At 45.9% G+C, this 16,931-nt stretch carries 15 protein-coding genes; 7 read left to right on the top strand and 8 right to left on the bottom strand.

Features of this window, described 5'->3' with window-relative positions:
• Positions 1-9: 9 nt before the first annotated feature.
• The 3 genes from spoT to gmk form a co-directional block, all read right to left on the bottom strand.
• On the bottom strand, positions 10-2,115 hold the full coding sequence (gene spoT / locus ACVBIU_RS08055) for a bifunctional GTP diphosphokinase/guanosine-3',5'-bis pyrophosphate 3'-pyrophosphohydrolase (protein ID WP_447161772.1): 2,106 nt from the start codon (positions 2,113-2,115) through the stop codon (positions 10-12).
• Positions 2,116-2,128: 13 nt separating this feature from the next.
• Positions 2,129-2,413: a DNA-directed RNA polymerase subunit omega gene (gene rpoZ, locus ACVBIU_RS08050; protein WP_447161771.1), complete on the bottom strand. Its 285-nt coding sequence runs from the start codon at positions 2,411-2,413 to the stop codon at positions 2,129-2,131.
• Between the two features lie 61 nt (positions 2,414-2,474).
• Positions 2,475-3,098, bottom strand: coding sequence for a guanylate kinase (gene gmk, locus ACVBIU_RS08045; protein WP_447161770.1), 624 nt, complete (start codon positions 3,096-3,098; stop codon positions 2,475-2,477).
• A gap of 338 nt (positions 3,099-3,436) precedes the next feature.
• Here gmk and ACVBIU_RS08040 point away from each other — a divergent pair, with 338 nt between their 5' ends.
• The 3 genes from ACVBIU_RS08040 (at position 3,437) to ACVBIU_RS08030 (ending at position 6,829) form a co-directional block, all read left to right on the top strand.
• Positions 3,437-4,573 carry a DUF805 domain-containing protein gene (locus ACVBIU_RS08040; RefSeq protein ID WP_447163474.1) on the top strand — a complete coding sequence of 379 codons (1,137 nt, stop codon included), beginning with the start codon at positions 3,437-3,439 and terminating at the stop codon, positions 4,571-4,573.
• A gap of 190 nt (positions 4,574-4,763) precedes the next feature.
• Positions 4,764-5,669 (top strand): NTP transferase domain-containing protein, encoded by a 906-nt coding sequence (locus ACVBIU_RS08035; protein ID WP_447163473.1) that lies wholly within the window; start codon positions 4,764-4,766, stop codon positions 5,667-5,669.
• A gap of 92 nt (positions 5,670-5,761) precedes the next feature.
• Positions 5,762-6,829, top strand: a complete 1,068-nt coding sequence (locus ACVBIU_RS08030) for a phosphotransferase enzyme family protein (protein ID WP_447163472.1) — start codon at positions 5,762-5,764, stop codon at positions 6,827-6,829.
• Positions 6,830-6,885: 56 nt separating this feature from the next.
• Here the strand turns inward: ACVBIU_RS08030 and ACVBIU_RS08025 are convergent, their stop codons facing one another.
• From ACVBIU_RS08025 to ACVBIU_RS08015, 3 genes are all read right to left on the bottom strand, one after another.
• Positions 6,886-7,584 carry an SOS response-associated peptidase family protein gene (locus ACVBIU_RS08025; RefSeq protein WP_447163471.1) on the bottom strand — a complete coding sequence of 233 codons (699 nt, stop codon included), beginning with the start codon at positions 7,582-7,584 and terminating at the stop codon, positions 6,886-6,888.
• A gap of 225 nt (positions 7,585-7,809) precedes the next feature.
• Positions 7,810-8,931: a mandelate racemase/muconate lactonizing enzyme family protein gene (locus ACVBIU_RS08020; RefSeq protein ID WP_447163470.1), complete on the bottom strand. Its 1,122-nt coding sequence runs from the start codon at positions 8,929-8,931 to the stop codon at positions 7,810-7,812.
• A gap of 3 nt (positions 8,932-8,934) precedes the next feature.
• Positions 8,935-10,527 carry a BCCT family transporter gene (locus ACVBIU_RS08015; RefSeq protein ID WP_447161764.1) on the bottom strand — a complete coding sequence of 531 codons (1,593 nt, stop codon included), beginning with the start codon at positions 10,525-10,527 and terminating at the stop codon, positions 8,935-8,937.
• A gap of 520 nt (positions 10,528-11,047) precedes the next feature.
• Here ACVBIU_RS08015 and ACVBIU_RS08010 point away from each other — a divergent pair.
• The 4 genes from ACVBIU_RS08010 to ACVBIU_RS07995 all read left to right on the top strand — a co-directional run bounded on the left by ACVBIU_RS08010 (position 11,048) and on the right by ACVBIU_RS07995 (position 14,257).
• Positions 11,048-11,383, top strand: coding sequence for a carbohydrate kinase (locus ACVBIU_RS08010; protein ID WP_447163469.1), 336 nt, complete (start codon positions 11,048-11,050; stop codon positions 11,381-11,383).
• The gene (locus ACVBIU_RS08005; RefSeq protein ID WP_447163468.1) at positions 11,380-12,561 is read left to right on the top strand and encodes a UxaA family hydrolase; all 1,182 of its coding nucleotides are present in this window, start codon (positions 11,380-11,382) and stop codon (positions 12,559-12,561) included. The genes ACVBIU_RS08010 and ACVBIU_RS08005 overlap by 4 nt, the downstream gene beginning before the upstream one ends.
• 79 nt (positions 12,562-12,640) lie before the next feature.
• Positions 12,641-13,543, top strand: a complete 903-nt coding sequence (locus ACVBIU_RS08000; protein ID WP_447163467.1) for a LysR substrate-binding domain-containing protein — start codon at positions 12,641-12,643, stop codon at positions 13,541-13,543.
• 63 nt (positions 13,544-13,606) lie between these two features.
• On the top strand, positions 13,607-14,257 hold the full coding sequence (locus ACVBIU_RS07995; RefSeq protein WP_447163466.1) for a GntR family transcriptional regulator: 651 nt from the start codon (positions 13,607-13,609) through the stop codon (positions 14,255-14,257).
• Between the two features lie 148 nt (positions 14,258-14,405).
• Here the strand turns inward: ACVBIU_RS07995 and ACVBIU_RS07990 are convergent, their stop codons facing one another.
• Together ACVBIU_RS07990 and ACVBIU_RS07985 are read right to left on the bottom strand one after the other, a co-directional pair.
• On the bottom strand, positions 14,406-15,674 hold the full coding sequence (locus tag ACVBIU_RS07990) for a NupC/NupG family nucleoside CNT transporter (protein ID WP_447163465.1): 1,269 nt from the start codon (positions 15,672-15,674) through the stop codon (positions 14,406-14,408).
• A 172-nt stretch (positions 15,675-15,846) separates the two neighbouring features.
• Positions 15,847-16,686 carry a 5'-methylthioadenosine/S-adenosylhomocysteine nucleosidase gene (locus tag ACVBIU_RS07985; RefSeq protein ID WP_447163464.1) on the bottom strand — a complete coding sequence of 280 codons (840 nt, stop codon included), beginning with the start codon at positions 16,684-16,686 and terminating at the stop codon, positions 15,847-15,849.
• Positions 16,687-16,931: the final 245 nt, after the last annotated feature.

Genomic DNA, 16,931 nt, shown 5'->3' with positions numbered 1-16,931 from the left:
CAGCGTTAATTAACGGTTTCGAGATGTACGTAATACTTCAGGAAGTACTCTAATTCTACGCATAACGTTAGCTAAATGAATACGGTCACGCACAGAAATACGTAAGTTGATGAGGAAAACACGCCCATCACGCTCTTCTGTGGTTAAGTGATGAATATTTGAGCCTTCGGCAGCGACAATCGAAGTGATCTTAGCTAACGCACCTTGGTGGTTAACGATTTCTACACGCAAGTTAGCCTGGTATTCAACACCATCGGCGCTATCCCACTGCACAGGAATGTACTTATCAGGTTCACCTTGATAACCACGAATGTTAGCGCAGCTTTCCATATGAACCACAAGGCCTTTGCCTGGGCTCACGTGGGCAATAACCGCATCACCCGGAATGGGGCGACAACAATTTGCAAACGTGACCAACATGCCATCAGCACCACGAATAGGCATGGTGTGAGCTTCTTTTTGCTCTTCGGTATCAACTCGGTCGCCGCGAAGACGCTGAGCGATAACAATGCTCATGGCATTACCTAACCCAATATCGGCTAGCAATGCATCGAGTGTGTCATGCTTGGTATCTTTAACGACTTTTTCAATTTGCTCTGCTGATAAGCTATCGAGCTTAGTTTCACCTAGCGCATGATTGAGTAAGCGCTTGCCCAGTAAAATAGCATCGTCTTCTTTTAAGCTTTTCAGTAATTGACGGATTTTAGCGCGTGCTTTACCGGTAACCACAAAGTTAAGCCAGGCCGCATTCGGGCGTGCGCCGTTAGCGGTAATTATCTCAACAGTTTGACCGGAGATAAGTGGCTGACTTAATGGGTAAGCCTGGCGGTTTACTTTAGCACCGACACAGGTATTACCTACGTCAGTGTGAACTTCGTAAGCAAAATCGACCGGTGTTGCGCCCACTGGAAGCTCTAAAATACGGCCTTCAGGGGTAAAGACATAAATCTCTTCAGGAAAGAGTTCTGTTTTAAAGTTCTCAACAAATTCAAACGAGGTGCTGGCGCTTTGCTGCAGTTCTAGCAAGCTTTGCATCCACTTACGGGCACGCACTTGAGTGGTCGTGCCTTGCTCTGCTGAACTGCCTTTCTTATACAGCCAGTGAGCCGCGACCCCTTTATCAGCCATTTGGTCCATATCTTCGGTACGAATTTGGATCTCAACTGGCACGCCGTGAGGACCAAAAAGTGAAGTATGTAGCGACTGATAGCCGTTAGCTTTAGGGATAGCGATATAATCTTTGAAGCGACCAGGATGCGGCTTATAAAGGCCGTGCATGGCACCCATCACGCGATAACACGTATCGATTGAGTCTACGATGACTCTAAAGGCATAGATATCCATGACTTCTTGGAATTGCAGCTCTTTATTGCTCATCTTGTTATAGATGGAATAAAGATTTTTTTCGCGACCTTTTACCGCACCTTCAAGACCTGTGTCTTCGAGGCGAGTTTCGATTGCAGCTTCGATACTTTGAATAAGCTCTTTACGGTTACCGCGAGCGGCTTTCACCACCTCTTTGAGTACACGATATCGCATTGGATAGTAGGCTTGGAAACCTAAATCTTCTAACTCACTCTTAATATTATGAATACCAAGACGGTTAGCGATAGGAGCGTAAATTTCGAGAGTTTCTCGGGCAATGCGACGGCGCTTATCAGGCCGTAGTGCACCTAAGGTGCGCATATTGTGGGTTCTATCGGCAAGCTTGATTAAGATGACTCGAATATCTTGGGTCATCGCCATCATCATTTTGCGGAAGTTTTCAGCCTGGGCTTCTTTCTTATCGCGAAACTTTAGCTTATCTAGCTTAGAGACGCCTTCAACCAATTCGGCAATCGACTCACTGAATAGTTCAGCCAGTTCTTCTTTGGTTACCGGGGTGTCTTCGATAGTGTCGTGCAAGAGGGCAGCCATAAGCGTCTCATGATCGAGACGCATATCGGCCAGGATGCGGGCAACCGCAACCGGGTGGGTAATATAAGGTTCGCCACTCGTGCGCATCTGACCTTCATGGGCATCACGCGCCACCTGATAGGCCTGCTTGAGTAATTCTACCTGCTCAGGTTCTAAATAACCTGACGCAGACTCCTTGAGACCTTCAAACAGATACAAGTGACTCTACTCCTTATATGACGTTGTTGCGGCCTTCAGCGATGGCAGCAACAGCAGCAATTTCAGCTGCTTCACGTTCACGAACTGTTTGGCGCTCATCGGCATCCAAAGTATCAGCTGTGACTAAACCTAGCTCGATTTCGCGCAGGGCGATAACCGTTGGCTTGTCGTTCTCTTCATCAACCATAGGGTCTTTACCCTGCACAGCGATTTGGCGAGCACGACGCGCTGCAACCAGAATCATATCAAAACGGTTGCCGATTTGGTTTACGGCATCTTCTACAGTTACGCGAGCCATGTTTGGAAACTCCAGTGTTTAATCGATTGAAAAAATGACGCAAAATTGTACATGATGACAGTTAGTCTGCCAACAGATCTTTAATCATACCATTTTGCGTATGAATTTGGCTAGCAGAGGTTAGTCTTTGACTGCGAATGATCGCTAAAAGATCGGCCAATGCTTTGTCGAAATCGTCATTGACTAAAACGAAGTCGTATTCATTGTAGTGTGACATCTCTGAAACTGCTTGTGCCATACGGCCTGCAATCACTTCTTCACTGTCTTGTCCACGGCCAGTTAGGCGACGCTCTAGCTCAGTTTTTGACGGTGGTAGAATAAAAATACCAATAGATTCAGGCATCAGTTGTTTAACTTGCTGAGCCCCCTGCCAGTCGATATCAAGAAATACATCAATACCTTGCGCGAGTGTCTGCTCAATCGTGACACGAGAGGTGCCATAATAGTTGCCGAACACTTCAGCCCACTCAAAAAAAGCGCCATCGGCAATTAAGCCCTTGAACTCATCTTGATTGACGAAATGATAGTGCTGACCGTTCTCTTCACCAGGACGAGGTTGTCTTGTGGTGTGCGAAACTGAAACTTGCATATCTACAGGCTGGTCTCGTAACAGGGCTGAAATAAGCGATGATTTACCTGCGCCGCTTGGCGCCGAGACGATAAATAGGTTTCCGCGAGCGGTCATGAGCTGCATATCCGATGTTGGCACTATTGGAGCTAGGTTAGCCCAAATAGGTCGAGTAAAAGATTAAGCGAGCCATTATACAGCCTAGGGTGATATTTACGCTAGTCGCAGATGCATGAATTAGTATGGTAATTGATATTCTGCTCATGGTGAGTTGACGGCTTTATTATTGGCACAAATTGACAATATTGCCCGAAAACACTGACATTGAGAGCTAAATTGGGTAGGCTACTTCATTACGTTTTATGCTTTCGCCTGGGCATAGAAATAGGGTGTGCTGTAACTACATAAATTGTGGAGCAGCCGAATTAAAGAATATTGTTAAGGTCGGTACCAATATGCAGCTTAAGTCGTTTTTTTGTGTCAATGGTTTAGATAATGGTCAGCGTTTTGCTGCAATTAGTGGTCTGATTTACTTCATTTTATTGCTAGCGGTTGTGGTTTTTAGTCCTTCGCTGGCTTTGTACTTTGTCGGGCTATTACTTACGCCGGTATTAGCATTTACGAGCATACGTAGATTACGAGACTGCGCTAAGCCACAACAGTTTACGCTGTTAACGTTAGTGCCGTTTTGGCTTGTGTTGCTCACCTTGGTGCATATTCACAGCATGATGCTATTGCTGTCGCTACTAGTTGCAGCAGGCCTTGCTATTGGTTATTTAGCGGTATTACCTGCCGTTTCAAGAGTCGATTATGTGCAAGGCTATTCGGGGCCTGTGGATATGACGAGCAACAAAAGCTCAGCCCGAATGGCAGGTAGCCGCGTTCGAGTTGAGCCCACTCTAGGTGGTGCTGAGACAGCAGAGGCGATAGCGGTTAGTCATACCGAGGAGGTATATCCCCGCGCTGAAGTGCAGCAAGGCCCAGAAACTGTCAGAGACGATGTGCAGCGTTCTCGCAGAAGTAAAAAGCAAGTAACGTTTAATTTGGCGCAGCTGCAAGGCCTATTGCAAACCAATAAAAAGTTAGTCTTTATTGCTGCAGGCTCTGTAGTGGGGCTGATGCTAATAGTGAGCCTAGTGTCACTCATTCCTGTATCAGAGGCTGACAGTGAAAGTGCTAGCGATAGCGATAGCAGCTCGCAAGTGGTTGATGACACGGCTGGGCTCGCGCCAGTTAATCGTATTTCGACATCGATGCCAGATGGATTTAGCTTAGCGCTCGAAGAGGATGTATTGATTATACGCTGGCTGGGTGAAACGGGGGCTGCGAGTAACTTGTGGTCTCTAGCTACTGCTAAAGGTGATAAAACATGTTCACGACTGCGTTTTAATAATGGTACCGAATATAGGCCATTAGTTGTCGATTTACTGGCAGATACTGGCACTGAAGCACGATTTTCGCCACTCGATACCGAAGCGATTATTGTTGATATGGCAAGGCGCGGTAATGTCAGCCTGTGTGGTTATAACTTTAGTTTAAAGGGCAGCCAAGCAGCATTGGGCAAGGTCGCCGCTTTCCGTACTTATTTATAACTCTTATTATAAGCTTGGATCTGCATAGGTATTTAAGGCAATAGCGCTGGAAATTAAGCTATAGACTCATTAAACTGCTCCGCCTTATCACACGGCGGCACTTTAATCGTTTGAGAGCGCGCCGTTGTTTAGAGTGCGCTGTTGTTTAAGTGTCATTGTTTAAGAGAGTGACATTGTTTGAGAGAGAGAAATGGGTAATAACAAGCAGGATTTAACCTTAGTGATCCTTGCCGCAGGGTTAGGCAGCCGCTTTGGTGGTGACAAGCAGTTAGCGCAGCTTGGACCAAAGGGTGAAACCATGTTGGAGCTATCGTTACTAAGCGCCTATAAAGCAGGCTTCACTCGTGCGGTATTGGTGATCCGTCCAGAGTTAGCCAGCATGCTAGATCAAGCCTTAGCGGGTAAGTTGAGTGATGATTTTACCTGCCAATACTGCGTTCAGTCGTTAGACGATTTACCTGCAAAGGCACGTGAGTTTGCCGATGTTGCAAAGCGCCAGAAGCCTTGGGGTACAGCGCATGCGCTCTGGAGTGCAAGGAACCATGTCCATGGACCTATGGCTGTGATCAATGCTGATGATTTTTATGGCGACAGCGCTTTTAGCCTGCTTGCAGAAGGTTTATCCACTGTTAATGATGACTGGATGATGGTCGCTTACCCAATCGGCTTAACCCTCTCTGACAATGGCGGCGTTAACCGAGGTTTATGCCAGGTTGAGGCGGGTAAGCTTGTCGATGTGGCCGAATGGCTTGATATTCGCTGTGATACAGCGGGTTTAACTGGTACGTTAGACGGGCAACGTAAGACACTTGACGATGATGCCGTGGTTTCGATGACCTGTTGGGGCTTTAAGCCAGATATCTTTGATGTTATTGAGCAGCAGTTTAGCGCCTTTATTAAAGAGAATGGCCATCAGCCAAAAACGGAATGTTATCTTCCAACAGTGGTACAAGCACGTTTAGACCAGCAGCAAAACGGTGTGTCTAATCGGGTAGTTAATGTCCGTGTCGCTAAGGAATCTTGGTACGGGGTGACTTACCCTGAAGACGTGCAATGGGTAAGGCAGAAATTACAGCAAACTCTTTGCTCAAATTAGTTCTAAGCGCATTTAAGTAATCAATTTGCACGGAAAGTCTGGAGAAAAGCCCAGATAGCAAAAGAGATCTAAAAGAATAACTGGAGTGTTGGGTGATCGATTTTATAAGACAAAATATTTTGTCCCATTTTGGCATTGATGCAGAAAGTGCCAAAGTGTCTCCATTGGGGAATGGCCATATTAACCATACTTTTTTGGTGCGTGGCGTTGATAGCGAATTTGTACTGCAAAAAATTAATACCGAAGTCTTCAAAACGCCGTCTGCATTGGTGAACAATGCGGCTAAAATTAGTCAGCACTTAAAAATGAAAGTGGCTGCGGGCGAGTACCAATTAAAAGTGGTGTCACCTGAGCTAACTGCCAGCGATGAGCTTTGTGTCGATCTCGGTGAGAAAGGTTTCTGGCGTGCTATTAATTATCTACCATTTAGCCACAGCATCGATGTGGTTGGTAGCAGTGCGGATGCAGAAATGGCGGCTAAGGCATTTGGCCATTTCTCTAGTGCATTAACAGAACTTGATGCAGAGCAGATAGAAGATGTTATTGCTAATTTTCATCACCTGCCTGGGCGAATTGAATTACTCAAGCAGGCGATTAGCGCTGACAGTCATGGCCGGGTAAGTGAGTGTCAAACCTGGATTGATTTCGTATTGTCGCAGCAAGATCTGCTACACGAACTGGCACAAGTTGAAGCAACGCTTCCTCGTCGTATTTGCCATAACGACACCAAAATCAACAATATGCTGTTTGATAAGCGTGACATGACAAGCCTTGCCATTATTGATTTAGATACCTGTATGAAAGGCTATCTGATGTATGACTTTGGCGACATGGTGCGTACTTTCTGTAGTCCTGAAGAGGAAGATTCTACCGCGCTTGATAAAGTGCAGGTGAGGGAGTCTATCTTCGGAGCTATCTGTAAAGGCTATTTGAGTGAGCTAGGTGACGTACTTTCAGATGATGAACGCAAGAGCCTATGGCTAGGCGCTAGAGTGATGTGCTTGATGATCGGCGTGAGATTCTTAACCGATCATTTAAACGGTGATGTCTATTTTCAAATTCATCATGCAGGGCATAACGTAGAACGCGCAGCCAATCAGTTTACCTTGTACCAAAGCTTATTGAGCCAGCAAGACACGTTAAGCGCTTATCTTAATTAAGCCTTTTTAGTCGCGACAGCGTGATGTTCAATGCTAGCGGTTAGACATAGTTGTCGTTAGGAATAATAGTCGTTAGGAATAAGCCGAGTAGTTTGACCGATAGGTTGATACTGACTCGGCTTATTTATTTGTTGCACAGTAAAGTCATGTCTCAATGTTGGCTTGAGCAGATCATCAAACATCTCCACCTGCTGGTTCGCAGGATTTAACCACGCATCGAGCACCTCATCATTTTGCGGCAAAATCATCGGGCTAGCCTTGCTATGAAACGGCATAAGATCAGGATGGGGCGGATTGGTAATGATGGAGCATGATGTGGTTATTTCCCCTGTTTTAGGGTGTTGCCACTCGCGAAACAAGCCACCAAATGCCATCGCCGAATTCTCGGCAATAAAGTCATGATAGTAAGTCTCTTTACCCCTTTTATCGGTTTCACCAAAACCGCTAGCGACAATCACACAGCGACTCTCTCTAAATGCGTTAAAGCCTGCGCTGTTGGGTGTATTTAACTTATCAAATCGAGTATTAAAAGAAGTGTAACGGCTGGGTTTAAAGCCCTCATAACAAGTTTCAAGCAGTAACCACCAAGTGGCGGTCTGTAAGCGGCGCTCGCCATCAATTTCACGCACGATACTAATGTCGTTGGTGGGTATCTTGAAGCGCCCAAACAGCATCTCCTCAGCGTTCTTTACCTGCAAGTCTTGCATCAGCGCTTGTACAAACATGTCATCAATAATATTTAGCCGACCACACATTAAGCTATCCAAAAATCTAATGTATCTAGGCTAGAGTATGTCTCTTGCTGATAAAAAACACTAGCAAAGCTACCAGATTTGCTAGCAACAAAGTGTGTAGTGGTAAGTGAGGTTATTAATGACTAAGGGGCATAAAAAAATGCCAGTAAGCTGTCACTTACTGGCATTGTTGTTTAGCGGATAAAGTTAACGCTATTAGTTCGCGCGATACTAATTTACGCGATGCTAATTTACGCGGTACTTGGCAATCAACTCTTCATCTAGCTCGATACCTAAACCTGGCTTATCACATACAGCTACATAGCCGTTGTCGAACTGCAGTTGGTTTTTCACTAAGCTGGTGAATAACGGGCTGCTGCTTTGAGAGAACTCCATCAAGGTGCCTTGCTCACAAGCGGCTAAGAAGTGCACTGAAGCATGCAACAAAATGCCGGTGCTGAAGCCATGCGGGATCAGCTGAGTACCGTTCATCTGCGCGATGTCGTAAATCTTCTTCATTTCAGTGATACCACCACAACGGGTGATGTCTGGCTGAACGATATCGGCGTTAGACTTAGTGATGAACTCTTGGAACTCATAACGCGTCGTTAAAGACTCACCGCCAGCAATCTTTTGTGACACTTGGCGAGACAGCTTTTCATAGCTGATAAGACTATCTGCCAAAACCGGCTCTTCAATCCAGTTCAGGTTAAACTCTTCAAGACGTTTCGCCATCATGGCTGAATGACCACAAGTGTGCCACTTAGACGCTAAGTCAATCTGCACTTCCATCTCTGGACCTGCTGCTTCGCGCACTGCTTTAACAATCGCGTAGTCAGTGTCTGGGTCATCGCCCATCACGCCGCCGCCAAACTTAATGCTAGTAAAGCCCTGGTCTTTCAAGCCCTGCACAATCGCCACGTTGTCTTCAGGCTTATCAGCCGGAATAAAGGTACCGTAACAACGGATCTTCTCGCGGTATTTACCACCTAGAAGCGTGTGTACTGGTACGCCGTAGAACTGACCGGCGATATCCCACAGAGCAATATCGATGGCGCTAATAGCGTGGATGCCGGCACCGCGACGACCCATGTAGTTAGAACCCCAGTACATCTTGTTCCACAGACGCTCAATTTCTAGCGCGTTTTCACCGATCAACAGACGCTTTAGGCCGTTACAGTAGAAGTTAGTTTGTGGCGCTTCGATACAAGCTTGAACCACTAGTGGACTAGAGTCAGCTTCACCAATACCCACGATACCTTTATCTGTGTGCACTTTAACAATGACGGCGTCTTCGCCCCATTCACACTCGGCATCCATCGAAGGTACGCGTAGGTGGATGACTTCAATATCGGTAATTTTCAACATGATTTATTTCTCTGCAACGTCATCAAACTTGTGGTTTGACAGGAATTTCTTTAGGCCAAACATACACAGCATCAGTACGATTACAAATGGTGCCGCAGTTAGGGTTACCGCTGTTTTCAATGTATCCAGTGAAGCATTGATATACAGCATTGCTAGTGGTAATAGACTTAGCATCACACACCAGAACACGCGTAGACCACGAGTTGGATCTTGACCTTGCTTTAGGTTCTTGGTGCTTACTGCAGCTACGGTGAACGCGGTAGCATCTAAGTGAGAAGCTAGGAACAACATCATTAGCACGAAGTAGAATACCGACAAGATGGTACCAAATGGCAGGTTAGCAATTAGCTGAGCCACTGCGATGTCGCCATTAGCGCTGTTTAGTAGAGCGGGTGCATTCACTATGCCATCTACCATTGCATCAACTGAGTAGCCAGTTAGCGCGCCGAAGAAGAACCAACAACCACCACAACCACCCGCCATTAGACCTAAAACAACCTGGCGAATCGTACGACCTTTAGAGATACGGGTAACGAAAATTGCTACCGCTGGCGTGTAAGTGAACCAGTATAACCAGTAGAACACAGTCCAATCTTTGTTGAAGGTGCCGCCATTTGTCGCATCAGTAAATAGGCTCATCTCAACAAAGTTAGTTAGTGTCAGACCTAGCGAGTTAACAAAGAAATCAACGATAAAGCCTGTGTCGCCCAGTACTAGTACTATCACAGCAAACACAAAGCACATACCACAAGCAGCATGAGCGATTTTTTGTAGACCTTCAGCAATACCGATGTAAGAGCTTAGGGTAAAGGTCAGGGTGATCAGTGCCAGTAAAATAGCCTTGATCGCAAAGGTATTTTCCATGCCAAACAGTTCAGAGAAGCCGGTTGAAACCGTATTTACCGTTACTGTTGTCGTTAAGATTAGGCCGCCAAACGTCGCGAATAAGAAGATCAGATCCAGAGAACGTCCCATTACACGGCTAGCTGTGCTGTCTTCTTTCATACCTAGAATAGACACCATAAGCGATGACAGGTTTAGGCCTTTAGCGCGGTTAACGTGGAAATGGTACGCCATAGTGATAGACGCTAGGCCATAGATAGCCCAAGGCGTAATACCCCAGTGGAACATCACGTAAGACAAGCTAGTACGCAGCGCTTCGTTGCTCTGGCCTTCAATGTTCAGACCAATACCGTTGTAGTAGTAAGCCCATTCCATGAACGCCCAGTACATGGTCGCTGAACCTAAACCGGCACAGATAAACATGAATAACCAGCTCATGTTGCTGTATTCAGGCTCGCCTTCGCCCAGTTTAATGGTGCCGTAGCGGCTTACCGCGATGTACAGCATGGTACACACAGCAGCAAAGGCAAACAGCTGGATGAAAGAACCAAAGGTATTGGTTAATGCAGCAAAAGCCGATTTACCAGCAGCTTGTACTTGATCTGGGTTAAAGATCAGCATCATGACGACAGCAAATACAACAGCCAAACTCACTGAGATCAGTAGTTTGTCGTTTTGAACTTTATCATTTTGAACGGGGGATTGCTGAGTAACAGTTTCATCTGTCACTGGTGCCGTTGTTAAATCAGTCACGACTACATCCTTACAAAAGTAATAGTGCGATTTACGTTATAGGGTAAACCGCACAGGGAATTTTTATTCGGGCGGATTTTGAGCGAAGAAGGCGCTGAGTGACAACAATAAAAGCTTATTCAGTCATTACAAAATGTAATAGTGGGAGATGGCTCACCAAGGGCGTTTTAATACTGTGATTGCTGAATCATTCGATAAATGTAGTTATATTTGGGGTGAGGTTGAGCTTGTGTGAGTACTGTTACTATCTTGTGTTGCTTAGCGTCCCTTAGTGTCGGCGGTATCGCCTTTTTAAAGCAGATAACCACATTTGCGGGTGGCGACATACACTGACTACTTGTAGGTAAAATGACTAATTACGTTTTGTTATTAGCAAAAGAGATATCTCTTAAAGTGGATGTTGCATCACATTTCATATAACTGGCCGCTATTTTAGGGCTCAATATCGATATTTGTGGATTGATAAATAGCAAAAAACAATTAAATTGTAGGATTGTCTGACAATCTAGCGCTAAACAGAATGAAAAAAGCCATTCAGCTCGACCCAAGCGACAACGTCGCCACGCTACTCGTAGATGCCACTAAAGGCGATGAGATAGCCATTATCTCAACCAATAACCAAGTCATAGATGTTGTGACCTGCCTGCAAGCCATTACCTTTGGTAATAAAGTGGCGTTAACCGATATTGCCAACCTGCAGCTTATTACTAAAGCGAGTTACCCCGTTGGCGTAGCCATTATGGCCATACCTCGTGGTCAATTGGCACATGTGCAAAATGTGCGTAGCCAACGTCTAGACATTCCCGACAACATTATTCAAGAAATCATTAAACAGATGGGGATTGAGCAAGCATGATGAGCACATTTATGGGTTTTGGCCGCAGCGATGGCAGCGTGGGTATTCGTAATCATGTACTGATTATGGCAGTTGATGAATGTTGTGACGGCATCGCTCGCGCTATTGCCGACAGTATCGATAACGGTATTGTGGTCACTAACTACAACACCTGTATGTATGGTGGTAACGAAGAGATGATCAACACCATGATACATACGGGCAATAATCCGAATGTGGCTGGTGTACTGGTACTCGCGATGGGCTGTGGCAGTATTGATCCTGAAATCGTGGCTGCGCCAATTCGCGCTAGCGGCCGCCCTGCTTTTTCATTGGTGTGCATCAAGCAGCAAGGCACGCGCTCAACCATTACTCAAGGTAAGACGTTAGCACAAGAGTTACAGCAAGCTGCTAATGCAGCGCCGCGAGTCGAAACGCCGATATCAGAGCTAGTTATCGGGGTTAAATGTGGTGGTTCAGATACCAGTTCAGGTATTGCCTCTAATCCAAGTGTTGGCCGTGCGGTAGACACCTTAGTTGATATCGGTGCAACCGCCATTGCCGGTGAATTGATTGAACTCGTTGGTTGTGAAGCGATTCTACGTCAGCGCGCAGTATCGCCAGAGGTCGCCGATAAACTAGAGCGCCTTATTCAGCAAGAAGAAGCGCGTTGGCATGTAGATGGCGCAGAAGTGGAAACCATGAGTATTGGTAACAGTGTGGGCGGCTTAACCACACTAGAAGAAAAGTCTTTTGGTGCGCTGAGTAAAACCGGTACACGCCCAATCCAAGATGTATTGCAGATTAATCACCTCGTACATGAAAAACCCACCACGCGAGGTTTTTATCTATCGGAAGCCACGCACCTATGTGGCAGCGCGGGAATGCACTTTGCGGCACTGGGCGCGCATCTGATTTTATGGACAACCGGCGGCGCAGGCTTTAATAATCCTATCGTGCCAGTGATCCGTGTGAGCGGTAACCAATATTTGCTAAATGAAGATATAGATATTGACGCATCTGGTATCATGCGCGCCGAAGAAGGTGTAGAAAGTGTTGCTGAGCGCATCGTTGCCAAAGTTGGCACTGTCGCTCAAGGCCAGCAGACCAATATTGAAGAGATTGGTTATAGCTATTGTAGCCTGTACCAGAAAGACCAACGTTTAGAGACGGTGTTGCGCTTTAAGCCAGGCTGCTAAGCTTTTTCAAAGTAAAGCCGCTAATCAAGCAACGCCCTTATACTCATGTTTGTATAGGGGCTTACTATCGCAGGATGTTATGAATACAACTCAAGCTAGTTCAAGTGCCCGTTTACCGCAGTTATCTTGGTTTATGGCATTTAAAGCGGTGGCAGATAAACAAAGCTTTACCGAGGCTAGCCGTGAGCTATGCCTGACTCAGTCAGCCATTAGCCAGCAAGTTGCCAAGCTTGAAGCGGTGCTGCGTACAAAGCTGTTTTATCGCGGCGGCAGACAAGTGCAGTTAACCGAAGATGGTCAGCGATTACTGTTACAGGTCAATCAGCCGATCCAGGAGTTAATGGGCGTAGTTGATGGCTTTCATAATAATGCTGAGCATTACACTTTACATATTGAGATGGAACCGGTTTTTAGTCGACAGGTTGTCAGCAAATTATTACCTAAGTTTTTAGCTCAGTACCCTACGTTATTGGTCGGGCAGATGCTGACGACTAATCATTTTGATTTTTTACCGCAAACTGAATTGGCGATAAAGTGGGGCGATGGTGACTGGGAAGGCTTTGATTCGCAGTTTTTGTGTAGTCTTGATTATGTACCCGTTTGCTCGCCTGAATACCTCAAGCGTAAACCTTTGACGGTGCCTGCAGACTTAGCTGATGCCAACATTATTCATGACCGCGATAACTTCGATTGGAAGTACTGGCTAAATTATTATCCAGTCGCTCGACTAGAGCTACAAAAGTGCCATTATGCCAGTGAAAGCCAGGTAGTAATGTCGCTAGCAATGAGTGGCTTAGGCGTAGCCGTTTGTGCCTATCAGCAGATCCAAGAGGAGTTAGCTGATGGTCGCTTAGTGATGCCATTTCCAGAGCTAAAAGTGCGTCATCAGCGCGCTTACTATATTTTAACCCGCAAGAATAAGTCGTTATCGCCACAAGCTCATAGTTTTATGCAGTTTGTCCGAGAAGCCATGCTGAGCTAAAAAGTTGAGCTAAAAAGTTGAGCTATAAAGTTAACCTAAATAGTTGAGTCATCAGTAAACGATATGAAAATCACGAAAGAAAGTTTGGAGTCTCAAGCCATCCGTTATCTGCGAACGCATATATTGGAGGGTCACATCAAGTTAGGCGAAAAGCTGGTGGAGAGCGCGCTAGCCAAGCAGTTAGAGCTATCGCGTAGCACAGTGCGTATGGCGCTGAACTCGTTAGTGAATGAGGGCTTAGTGATCCAAAAGCCCTATTCAGGCTGGCAAGTGGTTGAGATTAACGAGCAAGATTTGTGGGAGCTATACCATTTGCGTGTTGCGCTAGAAGGCGAAGCGGCTGCAATGGCTGCCAAGTGGGCCAGCAGTGATGATAAAGCGCGCTTAGCCGATTTTTTCCAAGAATACCAACTGCTTTGCTTGCAACACAGCACTGATACTCGCCGTATTAGCGAAATGGATTGGCAATTACACCAGCTGATTATTGAGATCTGCGGCAGTGAACGCATGAAGAATCAATATAAGCAGATCTTATATCCACTGCAGGCGTACATTGCGCTGACGCACCAAGATTATGACCTGTCAGACAGTGCGTCTAGCCATCAGGCATTGGTACAAGCGATTTGCGCCGGCGACGCCGAAACCGCAGTCCAGCAAGCCAGAGCCAATATCACCCCAATGACGCGTGGTGATGATTTAGTGAAAAGCGATTGATTATCAAAAGATTTTGTTAACGTCCAGACTCTTTCACTCTATAGCGTGTCAATCAGGTTTTAACGGTTGTCGCGTGTAAAGCAAACAGGCCCATATGACATTACGCCATATGGGCCTGTTGGCTAATTAGCGGATGAAAATGGGCTGATTAAACAAAGCTCATAAATAAACCGGCAATCGTTGCTGCCATTAGGTTAGACAAGATACCAGCAAACAACGCTTTTAAGCCTAGTGATGCAATTTCAGAGCGACGCTCTGGCACTAAGCCACCAATACCGGCAATTGCAATCGCAACAGTACCAAGGTTAGCAAAGCCACACAGTGCAAACGATAGAATCACTTGGGTGCGCTCAGACATAGGCATGCCTGTTGCTGCAACAATCGCATCACCGCTTAGGTATGGGGCTAAGTTGATATAAGCAAAGAACTCGTTAATCACAATCTTCTGGCCGATAAAAGAACCTGCTAATAGCGCTTCATCCCACGCCACACCCATCAACCAAGCAACAGGGGCAAACAGGTAGCCTAAAATTAGCTGCAAGCTTAGGCCGTCAAAGCCAAACCAATTACCAATGCCACCTAGCATGCCATTCATTAGCGCCACTAAGCTGACAAAGGCAAACAGCATTGCGCCCACAGCCATGGCTAACGACAGGCCGTTCATGGTGCCAGTGGTGGCTGCATCAATAATGTTAGCAGGTGGATTTTCTTCAACAACGGTTAGGTCTTGATCGTTTACTTTCTCAGTTTGCGGGATTAATAACTTAGCAAACAGTAAGCCACCCGGAGCCGCCATAAACGAAGCCGCTAACAGATATTCCATCTTAATCCCAAGCTGGGCATAACCCGCTAGCATGGTGCCGGCAATCGAGGCTAAACCACCACACATTACCGCAAACAATTCTGCACGGCTCATCTTAGGAATATAAGGCTTAATCAGCAGTGGCGCCTCAGTGACACCTAAGAAGATATTGGCACTGGCAGACATAGATTCTGCCTTGCTGGTATTAAGGATTTTTTGCAGTGCGCCACCCACAATGCGAACCACCCATTGCATGATTCCGAGATAGTACAGCACCGCCGAAATTGCCGAGAAAAACACGATAATCGGTAGCACTTTAAAGGCGATAACAAAACCACCCGGGCCAAACAGTTCATACATCTTATCGCTAACAAGGCCGCCAAACATAAATGACATGCCTTCACTGCTGTAGCCAATCACGGTTGAAACCACTTCTGCCATATTAAAAATCACCGCCTGACCGAACGATGAGTAGATGACAAACGCACCCATGATTAACTGCAGTAAAAATGCCAAACCAACCGTGCGGTAGTTAATGGCTTTACGATTTTCAGACGCCAGAAAAGCCACTGAAAGTAGGGCAATGATGCCAACAATACTGATTAAAATTTGCATTTGTTTTGTCTATTACTCTCTAAGTTAAAGAAAGGGATTAGCTAACGCTCAGGCTCATATTTGCGCGATTGAGCGTTAAATTACCGTTTTAAAAGCGAGCGAAAGCAGGCGGGAATACCATTGTTATTCCCGTCACTCATCTTGTTGATTAGATGCTTTTTTTAAACTGGCTTTAAAAGGTCTTAATTAATGCCTTGATGACATCAAGCACATACACCTGACAATCAATCGCCGTTTGCGGCTCAAAGTCTTGCTTATGTTGGTCGGTATTAGACAGCACACGAATACTCACAAAAGGTAGCTTGTAAGCTTCGGCAACTTGCGCAGCCGCTGAGGTTTCCATCTCTTCAACTGAGGTACCCATGGTCTCGTGGAACCAGTTAATACGGTCAACTTCACGGTTCCATTCGTCACAGCTACCAATTCTACCCAGTACCACTTTACCTTGGGTGTAGCTGCTTGCTTGCGAAAGGGCGATTTCAACTAGCGCTGGGTCGGCTTTAAAATGATTGTGCTCAACTACAACACCGTTTTCACGTAGGTACATTGGCATATCGAAGTTCTGCCAAGTGGTTGGGTGTATGCCTTGGCCTTTTTCAACGAACTCAATTTTGTAAGCGCCCATATTAAAGCTGGTTGCACCAATCACGATGTCAGAGCGAAATAGCTTTGGATCGTGGCCACCAGAGGTGCCCTGATTGATGATAACTTTTGGCTGGTAGTGCGCAATGCCCAAAGTGGTAGATGCGGCAGCGTTAGCCAAACCAATCTCGGTACGCGACACCACAACTGGGTAGCCATCTAATAGACCTTGCCAGAACGTCCACGCACCATATGTCTTTTGTTTTACATCGTTTAGAGCGGCAACAAGCGTCTCGACTTCAACGTCCATCGCGCCTTGAACTAAGATAGGATTTAGCATTTTTGAGGGTAACTTTTCATTGTGTGGCTGTTCAGAGTTTACGTGTTCAGGGTCTAACTTTTCAGCTTTTGGCTGCTCGCAAGTTGGCATGACAAATAACTTCAAATGGAAAGTGCGCGGATGGTAGCAATGGGATTTAGCCTAAACAACGAAATGAAAAGTAAAATACTTGTTGCGGTTTAGCTGGCCTATAAAACGCACAATTTCTGGCTTGAGCAGCTAATTTCTTGGTGTTGTAACCACTTATTTTGTAAGGATATTTCAAAAGGTGTTTATTTGTTGAACGCGTCGCGTTTGGCAATGACTTTAAATTAGAAAACAGTGTTTAAGAAAAC

The organism is Shewanella sp. 30m-14 (assembly GCF_052977125.1).
This window is presented reverse-complemented; position numbering and strand designations above follow the sequence as displayed.